The sequence below is a fragment of the Parahaliea maris genome (assembly GCF_008064665.1).
Taxonomy (GTDB): domain Bacteria; phylum Pseudomonadota; class Gammaproteobacteria; order Pseudomonadales; family Halieaceae; genus Parahaliea; species Parahaliea maris.
Map to the genome: position 1 here is coordinate 351,128 of NZ_VRZA01000005.1, position 19,496 is coordinate 370,623.

18 protein-coding genes are annotated in these 19,496 nt (G+C 61.7%); 8 read left to right on the top strand and 10 right to left on the bottom strand.

The window, feature by feature from the left end; translation table 11 throughout:
- Positions 1 to 2 precede the first annotated feature (2 nt).
- From FV139_RS15455 to FV139_RS15465, 3 genes are read left to right on the top strand one after another with little or no spacing between them, the layout of a single operon-like run.
- Entirely contained in the window at positions 3 to 776 is a 774-nt protein-coding gene (locus tag FV139_RS15455; RefSeq protein WP_235898669.1) for an ABC transporter ATP-binding protein, read from the top strand.
- Positions 776 to 1,744, top strand: coding sequence for an MlaD family protein (locus FV139_RS15460; RefSeq protein WP_148069358.1), 969 nt, complete (start codon positions 776 to 778; stop codon positions 1,742 to 1,744). The genes FV139_RS15455 and FV139_RS15460 overlap by 1 nt, the downstream gene beginning before the upstream one ends.
- Positions 1,741 to 2,340, top strand: coding sequence for a PqiC family protein (locus tag FV139_RS15465; protein WP_148069359.1), 600 nt, complete (start codon positions 1,741 to 1,743; stop codon positions 2,338 to 2,340). The genes FV139_RS15460 and FV139_RS15465 overlap by 4 nt, the downstream gene beginning before the upstream one ends.
- On the opposite strand, the gene FV139_RS15470 is transcribed toward FV139_RS15465, so the two are convergent.
- The 4 genes from FV139_RS15470 to FV139_RS15485 all read right to left on the bottom strand — a co-directional run bounded on the left by FV139_RS15470 (position 2,337) and on the right by FV139_RS15485 (position 7,376).
- On the bottom strand, positions 2,337 to 3,101 hold the full coding sequence (locus FV139_RS15470) for an SDR family oxidoreductase (protein ID WP_148069360.1): 765 nt from the start codon (positions 3,099 to 3,101) through the stop codon (positions 2,337 to 2,339). The two genes, FV139_RS15465 and FV139_RS15470, sit on opposite strands and share 4 nt — an antisense overlap.
- A gap of 219 nt (positions 3,102 to 3,320) precedes the next feature.
- A complete protein-coding gene (locus FV139_RS15475) occupies positions 3,321 to 5,816 on the bottom strand; it encodes a TonB-dependent receptor (RefSeq protein WP_148069361.1) in 2,496 nt (831 codons plus the stop codon).
- 211 nt (positions 5,817 to 6,027) lie between these two features.
- Positions 6,028 to 6,693, bottom strand: coding sequence for a TetR/AcrR family transcriptional regulator (locus FV139_RS15480; RefSeq protein ID WP_187276575.1), 666 nt, complete (start codon positions 6,691 to 6,693; stop codon positions 6,028 to 6,030).
- Positions 6,690 to 7,376 carry an SOS response-associated peptidase gene (locus FV139_RS15485; protein ID WP_148069363.1) on the bottom strand — a complete coding sequence of 229 codons (687 nt, stop codon included), beginning with the start codon at positions 7,374 to 7,376 and terminating at the stop codon, positions 6,690 to 6,692. Before FV139_RS15485 ends, FV139_RS15480 begins: the two co-directional genes overlap by 4 nt.
- 161 nt (positions 7,377 to 7,537) lie before the next feature.
- Between FV139_RS15485 and FV139_RS15490 the strand changes: the two genes are divergently transcribed.
- Together FV139_RS15490 and FV139_RS15495 are read left to right on the top strand one after the other, a co-directional pair.
- Positions 7,538 to 7,972 carry a Zn-ribbon domain-containing OB-fold protein gene (locus FV139_RS15490; protein ID WP_148069364.1) on the top strand — a complete coding sequence of 145 codons (435 nt, stop codon included), beginning with the start codon at positions 7,538 to 7,540 and terminating at the stop codon, positions 7,970 to 7,972.
- 33 nt (positions 7,973 to 8,005) lie between these two features.
- Positions 8,006 to 9,193 (top strand): lipid-transfer protein, encoded by a 1,188-nt coding sequence (locus FV139_RS15495; protein WP_148069365.1) that lies wholly within the window; start codon positions 8,006 to 8,008, stop codon positions 9,191 to 9,193.
- Here the strand turns inward: FV139_RS15495 and FV139_RS15500 are convergent.
- From FV139_RS15500 to FV139_RS15525, 6 genes are all read right to left on the bottom strand, one after another.
- On the bottom strand, positions 9,190 to 10,056 hold the full coding sequence (locus FV139_RS15500) for an HpcH/HpaI aldolase/citrate lyase family protein (RefSeq protein WP_235898670.1): 867 nt from the start codon (positions 10,054 to 10,056) through the stop codon (positions 9,190 to 9,192). The two genes, FV139_RS15495 and FV139_RS15500, sit on opposite strands and share 4 nt — an antisense overlap.
- Position 10,057: 1 nt before the next feature.
- A complete protein-coding gene (locus FV139_RS15505) occupies positions 10,058 to 10,501 on the bottom strand; it encodes a c-type cytochrome (protein WP_187276576.1) in 444 nt (147 codons plus the stop codon).
- Entirely contained in the window at positions 10,498 to 12,048 is a 1,551-nt protein-coding gene (locus FV139_RS15510) for an FAD-dependent oxidoreductase (protein ID WP_148069366.1), read from the bottom strand. The genes FV139_RS15505 and FV139_RS15510 overlap by 4 nt, the downstream gene beginning before the upstream one ends.
- A 32-nt stretch (positions 12,049 to 12,080) precedes the next feature.
- Positions 12,081 to 12,776, bottom strand: a complete 696-nt coding sequence (locus tag FV139_RS15515; RefSeq protein WP_148069367.1) for an NUDIX hydrolase — start codon at positions 12,774 to 12,776, stop codon at positions 12,081 to 12,083.
- Positions 12,777 to 12,803: 27 nt separating this feature from the next.
- On the bottom strand, positions 12,804 to 13,256 hold the full coding sequence (locus FV139_RS15520; protein ID WP_148069368.1) for a MaoC family dehydratase: 453 nt from the start codon (positions 13,254 to 13,256) through the stop codon (positions 12,804 to 12,806).
- Between the two features lie 148 nt (positions 13,257 to 13,404).
- Positions 13,405 to 14,130: a FadR/GntR family transcriptional regulator gene (locus tag FV139_RS15525; RefSeq protein ID WP_148069369.1), complete on the bottom strand. Its 726-nt coding sequence runs from the start codon at positions 14,128 to 14,130 to the stop codon at positions 13,405 to 13,407.
- Between the two features lie 333 nt (positions 14,131 to 14,463).
- Here FV139_RS15525 and FV139_RS15530 point away from each other — a divergent pair, with 333 nt between their 5' ends.
- From FV139_RS15530 to FV139_RS15540, 3 genes are read left to right on the top strand one after another with little or no spacing between them, the layout of a single operon-like run.
- Positions 14,464 to 15,924 carry a tannase/feruloyl esterase family alpha/beta hydrolase gene (locus FV139_RS15530; protein WP_187276577.1) on the top strand — a complete coding sequence of 487 codons (1,461 nt, stop codon included), beginning with the start codon at positions 14,464 to 14,466 and terminating at the stop codon, positions 15,922 to 15,924.
- 50 nt (positions 15,925 to 15,974) lie between these two features.
- Positions 15,975 to 18,101, top strand: coding sequence for a TonB-dependent receptor (locus FV139_RS15535; RefSeq protein WP_148069371.1), 2,127 nt, complete (start codon positions 15,975 to 15,977; stop codon positions 18,099 to 18,101).
- Positions 18,102 to 19,481, top strand: a complete 1,380-nt coding sequence (locus FV139_RS15540) for an FAD-binding oxidoreductase (protein ID WP_148069372.1) — start codon at positions 18,102 to 18,104, stop codon at positions 19,479 to 19,481.
- Positions 19,482 to 19,496 lie beyond the last annotated feature (15 nt).

Genomic DNA, 19,496 nt, shown 5'->3' on the forward strand with positions numbered 1-19,496 from the left:
CCGTGACCGAAGCCGAAGCCCACATCAGCGTACGCGACGTCACCATGGCCTACGGCAGCCGGCTGATTCAGCGCGACCTGAACTTCGACGTCAACCGGGGGGATATTTTCGTGATCATGGGTGGCTCCGGTTGCGGCAAGAGCACCCTGCTGAAGCACATGCTCGGGCTGATCCAGCCCGCCGCCGGCGACATACTGTACGCGGGCGAGAGTTTTACCCACGCCGACCAGGCTACCCGCGACCGGATGCGTCGCAGCTGGGGGATCACTTACCAGTCCGGGGGTTTGTTCAGCTCCATGACCATCGGCGAGAACGTCGCCCTGCCGATGCAGCTCTACACCCACTACAGCGGGGCGGAGATCAGCGAAGTCGTCTCCTACAAACTGTCTCTGGTGGGGCTCGGCGGCTACGAGAGCTACTACCCCTCTGAAATCAGCGGCGGGATGCAGAAACGCGCCGCCCTGGCCCGCGCCATCGCCCTGGATCCGGACATCCTGTTTTTCGACGAGCCCTCGGCGGGTCTCGACCCGATCAGTTCCAGCCTGCTGGATGAGCTGATCGTACAGCTGAAGGAGTCCATCGGCGCCACGGTGGTCATGGTCACCCACGAGTTGCCCAGCATCTTCAGCATCGCCACCAACTCGGTTTACCTGGATGCGGGGACCAAAACCATGATCGCCTACGGCAACCCCCGGGAGCTGCGTGACCACAGCGAACAACCGGTTGTGCGACAATTCCTTGCCAGGGAAGCCAGTGCACCGGCGGAGACCGCATAATGAGTGAAAACAGCCACAGCGTCGCCATCGGCGCCTTCATCCTGGGGGCCATCCTGATCGTCGTCACCACGATTGTGTTTATCGTCGGCAGCGGCATCGGCAGTGGCCGCGAGAAAGTCGTGATGGTCTTCGACGGCTCAGTGAAGGGCTTGTCGGTGGGCGCCCCGGTTGCGCTGCGCGGCGTGCAGATTGGCCAGGTGACCGATATCAACCTGATCCTCGACGGCGAGAACGACGAGCTGATCATGCTGGTGGAGGCGGAACTGGGATCGGATAATGTCCAGCAGCGCGGCTCGGTGCCAGACGACTTCAGCGAAATGCTGATCGAACGCGGCATGCGGGCCCAGCTCAACACCCAGAGCCTGCTTACCGGCCTGTTATACATACAGCTGGATTTCCACCCCGGCACACCGGTGGAATTGCCGGATATCGATTCTCCCTATCTGCAGATACCCACCATCCCCACCAACCTCGAGAAACTGAGCCGCCAGATCGACGACATCGACTTCGCCCAGGTGGCCAACGACCTGCAGAGCATTGCCGCGGGACTGAAAACCGTGATCACCAACGAGCAGTTTCAGGGCCTGCCGGCGGAGGTCCGTACCACCCTGCAGTCATTTACCGCCCTCAGTAATGAAGTGCGTGCCACGCTGGCCCGGCTGGAGCCTGGCGTCAATTCGATGCTGGCCAGCGCCAACCAGGCACTGGACACCGTTAACGAGGGCTTGCCACGCGTGGGGGTGGTTGTCGACGAACAGCTCAAGGTACTGGAGCAGTCGCTGGAAAGCTTCGAGCGCACCATGGATAGCGTTAACAACCTGGTCGCCCAGGACTCGCCCACCACCTACGAGCTCAACCGCGCGCTGAGTGAGCTCGCCGAGGCGGGTCGCGCCCTGCAATTACTCGCCAAAACGCTGGAAGAACAGCCCGAAGCGCTACTGCGTGGCAAAAACGAGGATACGCCATGATCGCACTGACCCGCGTTACCTTCGCCCTGCTGTTAGCACTGTTGCTGGCAGCCTGTGGCAGCACACCCCAGAGCAAGTACTATCGTCTCAGCGCGACAGGTAGTGGCGGCGAGGGCGTCAGTCCGTCACTCGGAATTGGTCCGATAGTGATACCCGAGTACCTGGATCGCAACAGCATGGTGTTTGTCAGCGGCGACAACCAGCTGCACATCGCCAGCTACGAACGCTGGGCGGAGCCCCTGTCCCATGGCATCACCCGGGTGCTCGGCCTCAATCTGTCCGAGGCGCTGGACACCCAGGATATCCGCCCCTTCCCCTGGCCGGCGAGCGATCGCCCGGCCTATGCGGTACAGGTCTGGCTGCTGGAACTGGATGCCGGTGCAGATCAGACCACACTGGTGGCGGAATGGCGCCTGCGTGAGCCAGGCAGTGACAGGGAGATTGCCCGCCGTATCGGCCGCTACCAGTCAGGGGGCAGCGACCGCGATGGCGCCGCGATGGCCGCCGCCTACAGTCACCTGTTGCGACAACTCACCGACGATATCGCCAGAGCGCTGCGCGAGGACATGGCAGCACTGGAGAACGAAGAGTCCTAGAAGTGGTCCGGGCGCAGCATCGCGTCTGAACCGCCGTCCACGAAGAACAGCGCACCACAGATAAAATCCGCCTCCGGGCTCAGCATGAAGCGCATGACGTTGGCGATATGGGCCGGGCTGGCCATGCCACCCCAGGGCACGCTGGCCTGGAAGTCGCGCATGGTCTGGCCAAGCTCTTCATCGGCGAACACCCGATCGGTGAGGGGAGTCTGGGTGATACCCGGGGCCACGGCATTCAGGCGTACCCCGGCCTTGGCGTAGGGCACGGTATTGCGACGCATCCAGGTGGCAATCGCGCGCTTGGAACCAGCGTAGGCCACGTGCCCATCGCGCTCTTCGACTGCCGCACAGGCGGCGGCCTCATCACCCGACAGGCAGGCCTGCACGTAGGGATCATCGGCGGGCACCATCGGCGCCGAGTTGGAGGACACGATCAGCACCGTGCCCTTGCGCCTGGCCACCAGGTCCTTCAGGCCTTCGACCACGGCTACCACCCCGAAGTAGTTGACCTGGGTAATCAGCGACAAGGGCCGCGCCACCGGCGGCAGGCCGGCACAGGCAATCAGGCCATCGAGGCCGTCAGGGGCTTTGGCTCGCACACCTTCCACCGCGGCCTGACGGCCCACGTCAGTGGACAGATCGGCGATGACGTCGCCTTCCTTGATGTCGACAGAGATGACCTCATGACCGCCCTCGGTCAGTTGTTTGCGCAGTTCACCGCCGATCCCGGTGGCGCCGCCAGTCATTGCGTAGATGGCCATGACGCTGGTTCCTTGGTAGTTAAAAGTGGGAACGGGATTGTTGCGTAATCTGCGGGCGGGTTGAATCGCAATCGGCTAATAGTCGCCTGCATCCGTTAGGATGGCTCAAGTGGTTGTACCGGACCTGCGGGGGATGAAAGAAAAAGTGGATTTGCTCAAGTGGTACAACGCGTACGGGATTCGCGCCGCCACCGGGTTATCCGGTGGCGGCGCGCAACATCAGAAGTTGTACCGCAGCTCCACACCGTACATCCGCGGCTCATTGCGGCGAGTCCAGGATGGAGACCCGTCAGAGAAGTTGGAAGCGGTTTCACCACCCAGGCCACCCGGATCCCCAATCTCCGGCTCCCAATCCGTGGCGTTCACCACGAAGGCGCCCACTTCCCAGTGTTCATTGGCGCTGTAATAGGTGACCCGCGCGTTGAGCTGCTCGCGATCATCCGTGTCCGGGCAGGAGTCGAAGGGCGGCGCATCCAGGTCACCGGTGGCGGAATCATTGGTGATCACCAACTGGCCGTCGATCTCCGTCAGGGTGTACACATCCGAGGGCAGCCCTTCGGCGCTGTTGTCCACGACATAAACGCAGCTGTCACGGCCAACCCCCTGGCTGAAACTGTAGGCCGCCGAGAATACCAGTGATGCTCCGCTGTTGAAGTCCAGCGTGTAATTACCGCCCACACTGAAGTTCAGATCGGGCGACTCGGCAAACGACTCCCCGGACCGATCGATCACCTGGCAGGCACCGTCGACCACGGTCCGATCCTGGCGACGGGTATATTCCGCATCCAGCAGCCCGGTATTGAAGAACAGTTCCAGCGAGGGAATGGGAAGCCAGGTCACGCTCAGCTCGGCGCCATCGCCTTCCACATCCGAGGTTTCGAACAGGTAGGCGCCGGTGTTGGTATTGGGCAGACAGGCGGCGTCGATGAAACGCAATTGTTGCAGGTTGTCGTACTCGTAGCTGAACACCGCGGCATTGACCCGCAGGGTATCGTCCAGCCAGGTGGACTTCATCCCCACCTCGTAGTTGGTGACTTCTTCCGGATCGAAGGCCGGGGCGAGAATTTCACCCGCACTGTTGAAGCCGCCGGCCTTGTAACCTTCCGAATAAGACGCGTACAGCAAGACATCCTCTGCCACGGCCCAGTCCACCACAAATCGCGGCGTCACCTGGGACCAGCTTTCCTCCGTGGTGAGGTAACCGAGTTCACCATTGGGATCGTAATTGCCGTTGGCGTCGATACGGGTCTCGGTGGTGAAGGCAAACGCCAGCGCGTAGTCATTGTACTCGGTGAAACGACCGAACTCCTTGCTGTCGTCGGTATAGCGCAGGCCGGCGGTGAGCGAGATGGTGTCGGTCAGGTCGAAGGTGGCATCGGCAAACGCCGCGTAGGACTCGTACTCGCCGTCGATGTAGATATTTTCGATAAAGTCCGCGTTCAGGGCCAGTGCCTCGGCACCGCTGGTGAAGGCCCTGCGGTTGAACTCATCGGGAACCACGAGGAAGGCAATGTCCAGCGGCTGCCCCGGGGTCAGGGCGCTGTAGGGTACGCCGATTTCCCGCTCGGCGATGAGCTTGTCCAGGGCCTGGGCACTCAGGGTAATGCCGCTCTGCTGACGGGCGTGTTCCCAGGAGTAATTGACCCCGGTGGTCCAGCGCCAACGATCGCCGACCTCGCCGTCGAGGCGGAATTCCTGGCTGAACTGCTTGTTGCGCTCCCGGTTGAGGTCATTGAAGCGGTACAGCAGCTCGGCGGACCCGTCCTTCTCCTCGGGGTTGTAGGTGCTGTATTTGCGCCAAGCGGTAATGGAGGTCAGGGTCGCCGCCTCCAGATCCCAGGTCACGTGCAGTGAACTGCCGAACAGGTAGCGACGTTCAGGGAATTTTTCATCGCTCTCTACCCTGGTGAAGCCGGGGCCGTTATCCCGCGGCCCCCAGACCGCACTGGAAGCAGGCCGCGAGTCCTGGTCTACCTCGTCGTATTCAGCGCGCAGCATAATGTCGAGGCTGTCGGTCGGCAGCCAGCGCAGGGCGGCGTTGATGGACCGGTTGTCCCGACGCGCCAGGTCGTCGCCGTTGAACAGGTTGTCTACCCAGCCGTCCCGCTGTTTGTAGAGCAGGCCGGTGCGGAAATAGAGGGAATCGGTCAGCGGAACGTTGACCACGCCTTCCAGCTGGCGTCTGTCATAGTTACCCAGGGTGGCCCGGGTCCAGCCGGTGAACTCGTTTTCCGGCTTGTTGGTGACGTACTGGATGGCCCCCGCTGCCGCGTTGCGGCCAAACAGTGTGCCCTGGGGGCCATTGAGAATCTCGACCCGCTGAATGTCATTGAAGGCCACCTTGGAACCGCCGGAGCGGCCCACGTACACGCCATCGACATAGACACCGACAGCCGGGTCGGCCCCAATGCCGAAGTCATCGGTACCAATCCCGCGAATAGAGTAGCTCGGCTGGTTGGTCGCCTTGCTGATATCCACATTGGGGGTGAACACACCCAGATCGCCGATATCCTCGGCGGCGAGATTATCGATACGCTCGGTGCCAAAGGCCTCAACCGATATCGGGACATCCTGCAGTCCCTCTACCCGCTTCTGGGCGGTGACCAGCACCTCTTCGAGCCCCTGGGCCCAGACGCCCTGGGTGGATGAAAACGCGGCGAACACCGCAGTGGCAAGTACCTTACGCTGCCATGATCCCCTGGCATGCTCCAACATGATTACCCCCTGACAACATCGCCTTGTGGCGTTTTTTAGTTCGTCGCCGGCCCTCAGGCCGGCCCGATTGCAGCCCGGAGGCTGCAATACAGGCCAAGAGTGTGCCCCAAGGCGAAGCCCTGCGGCAATAGATATTGGTACGTTTGTGCCACTTTTAGCCCGGGGTCCGGCCTTCCGGGGGCCGGCCTTCCGGGGGCCGGCCTTCGGGGGGCTAGCCTTCCGGGACCGGTCTTCCGGGGACCGGCAAGCCCAGCTGCAGGGCTACCGCGCGACGCAATACCCGCCGAGCATCAGCCGCCGGCAATTCACCAAAGGTCAGTTCGGCCTCGAGGCGATAGATCAACCCCAGAAAAATCTGGCTGTCGGCGTAGGGATCGGGGCTGCCGGTCTTCTCCAGCAGGGCTTCCACATCGGCGACAAAGCGGCGCTCCTGCTGCTCGCTCAGCGCGCGCAATCCCTCGTCGCGCCAGGCCTCGTGCTTGAAGGCCAGCTCGATGGCCCTGTCCTCGGGTGCAGCCGCCTGCCCGATGACATGCTCCGCCAGGGCCCCGGCGATATCCTCTACCAGTTGCTCCCGGCCACCATCCGGCTCCGACTCGGCCCGGACCAGACAATCCTGCAGACGCTGTTGCAGGGCTGCAACGGCACCCGCGCGCTGCTCGGCAAACCAGGTAAAGGCCTCGCTCAACAGCTGGCCGATATCGCTGAAATAGTAGGTTGTCGCCGCCAGGGGGACTCCGGCCTCCTTGGCCACGGCACGGTGTCGCACAGCGCGAATGCCGTCCCGCGCAATAAGACGCAGGGTGCCCTCGATGATCTGCTGGTGCCGGCGCTTGCCCTCGGTCCGGCGCTGTCGTCCCTTCCCGGTAGCGCTCACGATGCCGCCGCCTCCAGCACAACCGCCTCGCCCACGCTATCCAGCAGCTGCGGCTCATGCCGGCCACTGCGATTGATCGCCGTCGACAGGGGCTCCAGTTGCCAGGCAAACTTGAGTTCACTGCGGAACAGATTGTCATCAGCGCCCAGGGGCTGGCTGTTATCCAGCCAGCGATCGCACTCCTCCCCCTCCAGCAGCACCGGCATGCGGTGATGCCAGGGAGTGAAGGCTTCCGCTGCCGCCGTGGTGACCATGCTGCAGCTCAGCAAGCAGCCCTCCTCGCCTTCCCAGACGTCCCACAGGGCAGCCGCCGCCAGGGCCCGGCCGGGACTGGAGATCAACCACGGCTGCTTGCTGCCATTCTGAGTGCGCCATTCAATAAAACTGCTCATGGGCATGATGCCCCGCTGCTGCCGGAACGGATGGCGCCAGGCCTTGCTGCTGGCCAGGGTTTCGCAGCGCGCATTGAACATGGCGTACTTCTGTTCCACCCGCGGCGCCCAGGATGGCGTAAGCCACCAACGGGCAGCCTCCACCGCCCGCTGCTCCCCGGTCTCGCGCACCAGGGGCACCGCATCGGTCGGTGCCAGGTTGATGCCCGGGGGCAGTTTGATATCCACCCCCAGGTCCCGCAAAAGCGCCTGTAAGCCGGGATTATCGATAACATTGAAGCGTCCACACATGACCCGCACTGTGCCCCGAAGCGCCGGTACGCGCAAGCACGGGGAATAAGCGCCGGTCAGGTCTGCATTGATAAACCCTCGCCGCGAGGCCTGAGGCCTGCGCCTTTTACCGGCAGGGGGTGAATAGTACTCTGGGCCGCGATTTATCAGGAGGGAATCCGATGAGTGACAAACCACGTGCCGCGGCCATCGAAGGCTGGCACACCCTGGGTGACAAGCCGCACCTGATCGGCACCCGCTGCTGCGGCTGCGGCACCTACTTTTTCCCCAAACAGAGCCACTACTGCAAGAACCCGGATTGTGACAGTACCGAGTTCGAGGAAGTGGAGCTCAGCCGGACCGGTACCGTGTGGAGCTATACCAACGCCTGCTACAAGCCACCGGCCCCCTTTGTCGCGGCCGAGCCCTTCGAGCCCTACACCATCGCCGCAGTGCAATTGAAGAAGGAACAGATGACCGTGCTGGGCCAGGTGGTGGAGGGTGTGACGCCCGAGGACCTCAAGGTGGGCATGGCCATGGAGCTGGTACTGGAAACCCTCCACGAGACCGAAGACGACATCAAAGTCACCTGGAAATGGAAACCCGTCGCCGCCTGAGGCGCACCGGCACAAGGCAATCTGGAGAACACAATGTCCAATGAAATCGCCATCCTTGGCGCTGGTATGCACCCCTGGGGAAAATGGGGGCACAACTTTGTCGAGTACGGAGTGGCCGCCGCCCGTGAGGCCCTGCGTGACGCCGGCGTTCCCTGGCGCGATGTGCGCTTCGTCTCCGGCGGCGCCACCGTGCGCTGCGGCTACCCCGGCTACGTTGCCGGCGCCACCTTTGCCCAGGCCCTGGGCTGGCAGGGGGCAGAGGTCAACACCTCCTACGCGGCCTGCGCCTCCGGCTCCCAGGCCCTGGCGGCAGCGCGCAACAAAATCCTTGCGGGGGAATGCGAGGTTGCCCTCGTTGTCGGCGCCGACACCACTCCCAAGGGCTTCCTGGCGCCCGCCGGCGGCTACCGTCCGGAAGACCCGGACTGGGTACGCTTCTATCTCGGCATCACCAACCCCACCTATTTCGCACTGTACGCCCGCCGGCGCATGGACCTGTACGGGGATACCCAGGCCGACTTCGCCAAGGTAAAAGTGAAGAATGCCGCCGCCGGCAGCAAGAATCCTCGGGCGCGCTACAAAAAGTGCTTCACTGAGGAAGACGTGGCCGCCTCGGCCATGGTTGCCGACCCGCTGCGCCTGATGGATATCTGCGCCACCTCAGACGGTGGCGCCGCCCTCATCGTGTCCAGCGTCGACTATGCCAGACGGATCGGCAAGGGCGATGCCCCACGCGTCGCCGCTATCTCCACCGTCACTCCCAGTTTCGCCAGCGGTGTCGTGGAAATGCCCGATATCGCCACCGACTCCGCCGCAGCGCAGGGCATCGAGGCCCAGAGCTTTCGAGCGTCACTGCCCATCAAGGCCTATGAAGAAGCGGGCATCGGCCCGGAGGATGTCGACGTGGCCGAGGTCTATGACCTGTCCACGGCTCTGGAGCTGGACTGGATCGAGGACCTGCGCCTGTGTGAGCGCGGCGAGGCGGCAAGCCTGCTGCGCAAGGGTGACACCAGCATCGGTGGCCGGATTCCCGTGAACCCCTCCGGTGGCCTGGCCTGCTTTGGCGAGGCGGTCCCCGCCCAGGCACTGGCCCAGGTCTGTGAACTCACCTGGCAGCTGCGTGGACAGAGTGGCGATCGGCAGGTGCAGGGCGCCAGAGTGGGCATCACCGCCAACCAGGGCCTGTTCGGCCACGGCAGCTCGGTGATCGTGAAGGCTTAACTTTCCGCTTGCCCGGCGATCTGCCGGGCCATCGCCAGGGTGCGGCGCGCCTCGTCCACGTGCATGACCTCCACCAGCTTGCCGTCGAGCACCGCCAGCCCGGTACCCGCCTGCTCCGCCTCGGACCAGGCGGCCAACACCCGCTCCGCCCAGGAGACGGCCTGCGGCGTGGGACCGAAAACGGCGTTGGCGTCATCGATCTGGAACGGGTGGATCAGGGTCTTGCCGTCAAAACCCAGTGCCCTGCCCTGTTCGCAGATCGCGCGAAAGCCGGTGCTGTCCTTGAGATCCAGGTACACTCCATCCAGCACCGCAATACCTGCCAGGCGGGCTGCCATTACCGCGCGCCCCAGCGCGTATTGCAGCCCAAGCCGGTCCGGCTGCGGGGAGACCCGTAACTCCGCGGCGAGATCTGTGGTGCCCATCACCAGTACGCTGACCGCCGCGTGACGGGCAATTTCCTCGGCCGCGGCAATCCCCGGTGGCGTTTCCAGCATGGCCCACAGGCGGATATCGCTGCGCCCGGCTTCGGCCAGCAGCGTGGCAACGCGATCCAGCGCCTCGTCGCTTTCCACTTTGGGTAGGCACAGGGTATCGATACCGGTGGCGGCCAGGGTGCGGAGATCTGCCTCCCCCCAGGGCGTATCGAGCCCGTTGCAGCGCACCACCAATTGCCGGTGTCCGTAGCCTCCGGCCGCCAGCTGCGCCACCACGGCATCGCGGGCGGCGGCCTTGGCATCGGGCGCCACGGCATCCTCCAGGTCAAATACCACGGCATCACAGGGAAGGTCGCGGGCCTTGTCCATCGCTCGCTGGTTGGCGCCCGGCATATACAGTACCGAGCGTAATGCTGTCTCTGTCACTTCAATCCTCACTCTCCAGATTCGGGTCACCGGCGCGCACCGACGCCTGCTTCAGGTAGGCTATCAGGTCTGCCCGGCGCTGGGGCTCCGGCACCCCCAGGCTCATCATGGTTGAGCCCGGGAACATCGCCCCGGGGTTGGCCAGCCAAAGGTCGAGCAGCTGCGGGGTCCAGACGAATTCCGCCTTTTTGAACGTGTCCGAATAATACTCGAAACCTTCCTGTTTGCCCGCCACCCTGCCAAAGATGCGGTACAGGTTGGGGCCATTGTTGTGCCCCATCGCCGGGTCGGGGTAATGGCAGGTACGGCAGGGGCCGAACACCAGCCTCCCCCGCTCGGGGTCGCCGGTGAGCCCGGAGGCGTCACCAGTCGCTTCCTGGGCCGGGACGGCGACCGCCACCCCCAACCAGCAGATCAGGCTACAAAATAACAGTCGAAATCTCATGCCATTACCTCCATCTGCGCCACAGCCACACCACTGCGCCGGCCGAAGAAAGTGCAGTCTCCCACTGACAGGCCACTGGCGATATAGGGTGCGGTGGGTAGCCCCGCCACGGTCCGTCCAGCGGCAAACAGCCCCGGTATGGCCTCTCCGGAGCTGCCGATCACCCGGCCGTCCACGTCAGTGTGCAGGCCGCCAAAAGTGTGGGCGGGAAAGAAGGCCCGGTTCACCGACAGGTCCCAGACCCGGTAGGGCGGACCCTGCAGGGGGCGCAGGTAACGGTGGCTCTTGTGGAACAGGGGGTCGCGACCAGAGCCGGCAAAACGGTTGTAGTAGGCCGCTGTATGCTGCAGGGCGCCCTGCGGGAAACCGGCTCGCGCCGCCACGTCGCCCAGGGTGTTGCCCTCGGCCAGCAGCGGGAAATTATCCTGCTGCGCCTTGTAGCTGCTCTGGTCATCCGTCACCAGGTAGGCCCTGCCCTGCTGCCGGAAGGCAATGGCGTCGCCCAGCACCCCGTGATAGGAATCCTCAGCGATAAAGCGCTGGCCAAACTGGTTGACCACAATACCGGACAACACGTTATCAGGCGGGTACACGGGGGCAATGGCGAAGCCCTGGTGCATTCGCAACGCTTCGGCCCCGGCGGCAATCCCCATATTGATCCCGTCGCCCTGGTCACCGGCGTTCCCCCAGGGCACGGAACAGTCATAGAGCTCCGGCGCGTAGCGGCGCAGCATGTCCCGATTGTGGATGAATCCACCACAGGCCAGCACCACACCGCGACTGGCGCGAATGCGCAGGCGCTTGCCGGCAGTGTCCTCCACCACCATGCCCGCCACCCGGCCGTCGCTCTCTACCACCAGCTGACGTCCGGCGAGACCGGTGCGGGTACCGGCGCCGGATTTTTGCAACTGCGCCAGCAGCGCTTCCATCAGGGTGCGCCCGCCGTTCATGCCGGGCACCCCCGGCACATGCCCGCGCGGCGCGGGGAGCGCCGCCTCCACGGCCGGCCACGCCAGTTCGTTACCCGAGTAGTAGAGCGATTCATCGCCAAAGGGCAGGCCCTTGGCTTCGGTAAACTTGATGCTGTAGGGAACGCCTTGCTCGATCAGCCAGTCGAAGTGTTCCGGGCTGGATTCACAGTACAGTCGGATTTTTTCAAGCTGGGGGTGGCGGCCGCCGGCCGCGACGATGAAGTCGTACATGGCCTCGGCGCTGTCCTCGATGTTCAACGCCCGCTGCAGCGCGGTGCCGCCACCGGCGTACACCACGCCGCCGGACATGGCCGAGGAGCCACCCAGCCGCGGCAGGGATTCGATCAGCAATACCGCCGCGCCCGCACGACGGGCCTCCAGGGCAGCACTTACCCCCGCTGCGCCAGAGCCGGCCACCAGTACCTCGGTGCCGAGGTCCCAGCCGTCGATTTCGCTACGGGTGAGTACCGCTGCAGAGCCACCGGTCGTGAGGCCAGCCCCTGCGACGCCAGCCAATCCTTTCAGCAGGGTACGCCGCCCCAACGCTCCCCCCATCTGTCCCTGTTCTTCCCCCATAAGCTCCCCGGTCTGTTATCGGTTCTGGCAGCTCACTGGGCGTCACGTATGTACTCCAGCCGCTGGTTGACCATATAAGTACGGTGCCTGGGCCCCGACGCAGTTTCGTCGCCGGTACCGTAGCCCGCATCGCCTTCATACAGGAAACAGATGCCGCCTTCAATGAACACCATGTTGGGTGCGTACATCAGGGCGTCGCGCTGGCGCACAGTGCTGCGTGCTGCCGCGCAACTGGTGTGGGACGCCAGGTCTACCAGGCTGACGAAGGTAGGCGGCATCAGGTTGAAGGGGTTGTCCGGGTCATCGATTTCCCGCAAGGCCGCTGCCGGGGACACCCAGCGATGCAGGGCGATCTCCCCGCCGTCTACCTCGACTTCCTGGTCATCTTCCAGAATGGCGAGGAAAAACCAAGTGGCGAAACGCTTTTTCGCGCCCTCGGGCGTAGTCCAGTGGGACAGATATTCCAGCTGATCCGCGTCGATCACCAACCCCGCCTCCTCGCGGGTTTCGCGAATAGCGGCGTTGACAGCGCTCAGGTAGCTGTCGCCGTTCTCCGGCGCATCCTCGGGATCGACGCGGCCACCCGGGAACACCCACTGGCCTCCCATATGCCGCACTGCCTTGCTGCGCTGCACCAGGAGCACCTCGGGCCCTTCCTCGGTATCGCGCATCAGGATCACGGTGGCGGCGGGGTAGACGGGCGTTATCTCATCGCTGGTCTCGATCATGGGGTGCTCCCTCAGTTCCGGGAAGTATCAGGGAAAAAAGCGGCTGATCGTGTCGACCACGCAAGCCGGCCGCTCACCACCTTCAACCTCGATCGTCATCCGCACCACCACCTGCACTCCCCCTTTTACCTCTTCGGTGCCGACCACCTCGCCAACGCCCCGCAGGCGGCTGCCTACCGGCACCGGCGCCGGGAAGCGAACCTTTTCGCAGCCGTAGTTAACTCCCATGGAGAAGTTCTCGACCTTGAGCACTTGCGGCAGGAAAAGGTTGGCCAGGGACAGGGTGAGATAGCCATGGGCTATCGTCTTGCCGAAGGGACCGTCGGCCGCCTTCACCGGGTCGACGTGAATCCACTGGTGGTCGCCAGTGGCGTCGGCAAACTGGTCGATGCGCTGCTGGGTGACTTCTATCCAGTCAGTGTGTCCGAGTTGAGTACCTTCCGTGCCGAGCAGTGCGGCGGGTTTGTCAAAAGCTGTCATGCAGGCATTCCGTTCTCTCGCGCACGTTAGCGCGGATGGTGGGCGAATGAGTGTGCCGGGACTATAACACCAGCCCCATCACGGGGCAGCCGGCGCGGTTTAACTCTTCCCACTACGGGATGGTTCCAGTCGGAAGGGGCACCTGTACTCAGTTGAAACCGGAGAGCACCAGACCCCGGAGGGCTTCATCGAAGTGTAGCGACATGGCCTCCATTGCGCGCCCGGGGTCCTGGTCACGAATGGCTTCAGCGATATCCCGGTGCCAGTCCACCACTTTCAACTGCTCTTCGCTACGGGTACGGGAGCGCCACACAATCGGGTTGGTCTCACGCATCGCCTGGGTTAACGAAGAAACCAGTACGGGAAACAGCGGATTTCGAGTGGCCTTGGCAATTTCTTCGTGAAAGGCAATATCGTGTTCCGTCATGGCTGCCACGTCATTATGTGTGGCACGCATTCTCTCCGTCAGCTCCAGCAGTGCCGCGGCCACTGCTTCACTGCGGTGCATGCAGGCCAATACAACCGTGCGCATTTCCATGGAACGCCTCACGTCCCAAAGCTGCTGCACGGTCAGCTGTTCCGTATGCAGACCATGGCTCAGTGTCAACGCCATCAAGGTGCTGTCAAAGGCCTTGACACGCGCCTTTCGGCCAGCATGCACCTCGATAATATTCATGGCGGCGAGCGCTTTGAACGCTTCACGCATGACCGTCCGCGAGACACCCAGCTGCTGACCGAACTCGCCCTCACTCGGCACCGTGTCACCCACTTTGAGTTGTCGCTCATGGATGTGGCGAAGCACATCCGCGATGACGGACTGGACCATGGTCTGTGGTTGAGGCGATTCCGGGCGGCGGGAAACGGCTTTGTTCATTGCAATCTCGATGCGACGACTATCAGAGGCTGTGCAGCAGGTGAAGGCATGATAACCAGTGCCGACGTAAGCCTCAATCCTACATATCACTCATTGAATCCCAAACCTATAATACAGGTTGACACAAACCATTATTACCTTTAGGGTGCGTCCTACGATTGTCACGGTTTGATGATCTGAGGGCCAAAAATGCAACACGGTATAAAAGCAGCCCTGGACAACGCAGTGCACCGCACTGCCCTCCTCCTGGTCTGTCTGATTCTGGCAGCTTGTTCCCGCTCTGCTCCCGGAAGCGGGGCCGCGGCGAACGGCGCCGCTGAAACCTGTCGGTTATTGCCTGACGAGCTCAGCGCGCAGGGGCTGGCCCAGGTTGAATCGGAACTGGTGAACACCGGGCCGACCGGCGGACGCTCCTACTGCGTCCTGACCGCTTCCATTGACAACTCCCCCTTGCGGTTCAACGTCTGGCTACCGACCAGCGACTGGAACGGAAAACTGGCATTTATCGGTGGCGGGGGATTCGATGGGGAACTGCTGGACGACGCGTTCAAGTTGGTACTCAGTCCCTCCATTCTGGAAGAGCACTACGCCCTGGCGTCCTCAAACGGTGGTCACGACAAGCCGGATTCGCTCAACCCTCTGGCCTATTTCAGAGCCGAGTTCGCGCGCGACCCGGAAATGCTGGCGGACTTCATGTATCGCTCGGAGCATCGGGTACTGCCCCACGCCCTTACCGTCGTCGAAGAATGGTTTGGCCAGATTCCGACACACAGTTATTTCGAGGGCTGTTCCATGGGCGGACACGACGCCCTGATCCTGGCTCAGCGCTACCCCGACGATTTTGACGGCATTATCGCCCGGGCGCCTGCAGGGAATATTCTCGGCCTGTTCCTGCAATTCAACCGGATCGGTTCGCTGATACGCAATGGAGACCTCGCGCTGGATAAACACCAGCGACAACTTTTACAGGAGGCAGTCCTCGCACACTGCGATGCCAGTGATGGTTTAGACGACAACATCATCAGTCTGCCGCAGTACTGTGATTTTGATCCAGCAGTACTCGCCTGTAGCGAGGACGGCAATGATGGCCGTAACTGCCTGCAGGCGCGGCAAGTAAAACTCCTCCGCGCGATTACCACCCCCTACACACTCCCCGACTCAACACTCCAGCATCCCGGATACCTGTATGGAGGCGAGAACAGTGACAAGGGATGGGGTGAGTACATCTGGCCAAATCTCACTGGCTATTCCATACAGATGCTGTTTTCCGAGGGATTCGTTCGCTCCTTCGTCACAGGTGACGAAAGTACTGATACCTGGAACTGGAATCCCGGGAATTACCTGCCCAGGCTTCTTGAGCTCGAACAACAGTTCAATGCTTTCGACCCGAACCTGGCACCGCTGCATGAGGGCGGGGGCAAGTTAATCCTGTGGAACGGCCTGCAAGACACCTCGGTCAGCCCGCTGGACACCATTGCCTACTTCAACGCTGTCTCGAAATCCATAGGCTCGAAGGTAGCCGAAGAAACGGTAGAGTTATTTCTGGCACCCGGTGTCGGCCACTGCTGGGGGGGAACGGGGGCTGACGAGGTCGATCTCATGGCCGCTCTCGACCGCTGGGTAGAACACGGCATAGCACCTTCACAGCAACAACTGGTGGCGCGCAAGGCGGGTAGCGAGGACGAGGAAAAGCTCTCTCGCCCACTCTGCAAATACCCGCGGTTCGCCAGCTACGTAGGCGAAGGCGATCCCGCTGACGCCAGCAATTTCACCTGCGAGATGCCGCCCCGGTAGCCTCGCGCACTCATCCCTACCCAACCAACGCGTTAATCGAGGACATAATTATGAAAACTTGCCGATACGCATCCCCGCTTCCGTTGTACGTCGCTGTCGTTACGCTTGCTGTGACGACCACTGGAAACGCCCAGGCACAGGATCAAGGCAGTACGCACTCTGCGACGACAATCGAAGAAGTCATCGTCAGCGCGAGACGCCGCGATGAATCGCTGAACGAAGTTCCCGTGGCCGTCACCGCCCTCGGGGCAGACCAGCTCAATTCTCTGCAACTCTACGCAGTGAAGGACGTCGCGGCTTACAGTCCCGGGATCAATATCAACTCGGATTCCGTGGGCAGGGCTTTTATTTCTATTCGCGGTGTCGGCACCACGCTGATTGATACTGTGCAACCCGGGGTAGGAATTTTTATCGATGGTATCTACCAGCCGAATACGTCCTACCTGCATAGCCCGCTACTGGACGTTGCCCGCGTCGAGGTCCTGCGCGGACCGCAGGGCACCCTGTTCGGCAACAACACCCTGGGCGGCGCCGTGAACGTCATCACGCGTGAACCGGGGCAGGAGTTTGAGGGCAGCGCCAGCGCAAGTTATGCCGGACCCGATGACTTCTCCTCGGCATCCCTTAGCATCGGTGGGCCGCTGATCACGGACGTGCTGCTGGCCCGGGTCGGCGCTGCCTTTCACAGCCATGACGGTTTCATGGAAAACGAACTGGCAGGCGGGGAAGGCAACCCACTGGACCAGGATAGCGCGAACGCCACGGTCATTTATACGCCCGGAGAGAACACCAAGTTCAAGCTCAACCTGCGCTACGACGAGGTAGAGGGTGGTTCGACACCGTATCGCTGGGTGGACGGCCCGGAGGACTATCGATACAGCGCATTGTCGAACATCAACAGCATCGCCACCTATACCTATGAAAGCGCCGACATCTCCGGGGAATTCGAGATCCCTTCCCTGGACACGACTGCCACGGTCACCGCCGCGTACTACCGACGCGAGATGGATGGAAAAACCGACGGTGATTATGGCCCGGTTGACTTCGTCCGGCGTCAGGGCGACAGCCTGCTGGAAACCAGCACACTCGAATTTCGATTCGACACCCAATGGTCCGAGGAGACGTCGACCCTGGTGGGCGTGTTTCTCAACGACTCCTCTTCTGAAGCAACCACCCTCACAACGATTGTGCCCATCGGTATTACCGTCCCGAGTGTTGCGGAATCAGAAAGCGACGCCATTGGCGTCTTTGCCAACGTCTTCTACAACCTGAGCGATAGCCTCGAACTGTCCGCGGGCATACGCTACGACCGCCAGGAATTGGACGCCTTATCAGCCAGCACTGCCGACAAGTACAAAGCGAACGAATGGCAACCCCGCGTCTCTCTTACCAAGTTCTGGAACGACGGCTTCATGACCTACGCTTCGGTGGCGCGCGGCTTCCGCTCCGGCGGCCAGAATGGCCCGGGAGCCCCCAATCTGATTTACGACGGAGACTCTGTCTGGACCTATGAAGTCGGTAGCAAGTCGCAGCATCTGGATGAGAGCCTGGCAGTGAATCTGGCGGTTTTTTATAACGACTACTCGGACTTCATTGGTCAAAATGCCATTGCACCCAATCAGGACATACCCGACAGTTTTGTCACAATCGACCTCAACGCAGGGGATGTAGAGACCTATGGCCTTGAGGCAGAGGCACACTATACACCCTCCGACCGCTGGCAATTTGACGCCAGCCTGACCCTGCTGCACGCACGTATTACAGATGACAGCCAGTTCGAGCAAACCACAGGTTTCTCACTGCCTACAGATAAAATCCTGTTCGTCCCGGACTGGAACTATTATCTGGCCGGCAACTATATCCTCCCCGTCGGCAGCGATACGCTGACCTTCAATCTCAGCGTTACGGCAAAAGGCGAGCGGGAAGGTTCCAGCCTGAGTGAAACCTTTTCGCCAACGCTAGAGGCCTATTACCTTTTGGACAGTTTTATCGCCTATCGTCATCGCGGTTTCGAACTGGCGCTGTTTGGAAAAAACATCCTGGATGAAGAGTACTTCGAATCCTATATCGATCAGTCACTGTTGCAGCGTGCCGGCCTGCCTGCCCCACTGGTCTCAAGTCTGGGCATTCCAGGCAATAAAGGCCGATACGGCATTCGGGTGAAATGGGAGTTCTAGATGGACGATCTAATCAACAAGTTGCGAGAAGTCCTCGGAGACGACGGCGTACTCAGCAGCGGCGAAATCTCCTCACGGGCGTGCAGCTACTGGGACAGTTCGCCCCTCAGAGCCCGCGTGCTTCTGCGCCCCCGAAGCACCGCGGAGGTCAGCGCGGTTCTGGCCATCTGCCACGGTCAGGGCGCTCATGTCATCACTCACGGTGGCCTGACAGGCTGCGTCAACGGTGTTGAGGTCTCTTCCGATCAGGTAATACTTTCCCTTGAGCGCATGAATGCTGTGGAAGATATCGACCCCATAGGTCGTACCGCGACCGTACAGGCCGGTGCGATTTTGCAAACAGTACAGGAGGAGGTCGCAGGTCACGGACTGGCCTTTCCCCTGGATCTCGGGGCTCGCGGCTCCTGTACCATTGGGGGCAATGTCTCCACCAATGCCGGGGGTATCAACGTTATTCGCCACGGCATGATGCGGGACCTCGTACTCGGTGTGGAGGCCGTGCTCGCGGACGGAACCGTCATTTCAGCCATGAACCAGATGCTGAAAAACAATGCCGGATATGACCTTAAACAGCTGTTCATCGGTAGCGAGGGTACGCTCGGTGTAGTTACACGCGTCGTATTGCGCCTGCGACGAGCCTCTACCAGCCTCGATACTGCGCTGGTTGCCTTACCGGATTTTGCGGCAGTTTGTCACCTGCTGTCACAGGCACAGTCGGAACTGGGAGACAATCTTTGCGCCTATGAGGTCATGTGGGGTGACTACTATCGTGCTGTAACAGCGCCGGGGTGGCACCGTCCACCGCTGGATCGAATTCATCCATTCTATGTCATTCTGGAAAGCCGCGGAGTCGATGTCGAACGGGATAGCGAACGCTTTCTCGCTTTACTTCAACGTGAACTTGAGTCCGGCTCGGTCGTCGACGCGGTACTGCCCAAGTCTGAAGCAGAGCGCACTTCTCTATGGAACGTCCGGGAGGACTTCGAAGCGATAACAATCCACCAGCCGACCTTCCTGTACGATGTGAGCCTGCCGATTCGCCACATGCAGGAATACATCGAGAGAGTTCAGACAGCGGTATCACAATCCTGGCCAGAAGGGTGCTGCCAGGTACTGGGGCATATCGCAGATGGCAACTTGCACCTTTTTATCACCCCAAATGCTGCTGGTTCACAGTTGCACGTCGATGTGGACAGCTGCGTGTACTCACCGCTCTCGGACTACGGTGGATCGGTATCGGCCGAACACGGCATTGGCAGGGAAAAGAAGGGTTGGCTGGAGCACTCACGGTCTGCGGCTGAAGTACAGTTGATGAAGACACTCAAACGCGCACTCGACCCCGCCAATATGCTCAATCCGGGGGTAGTGTTCGACCTGTGAAATAACAATAACCGT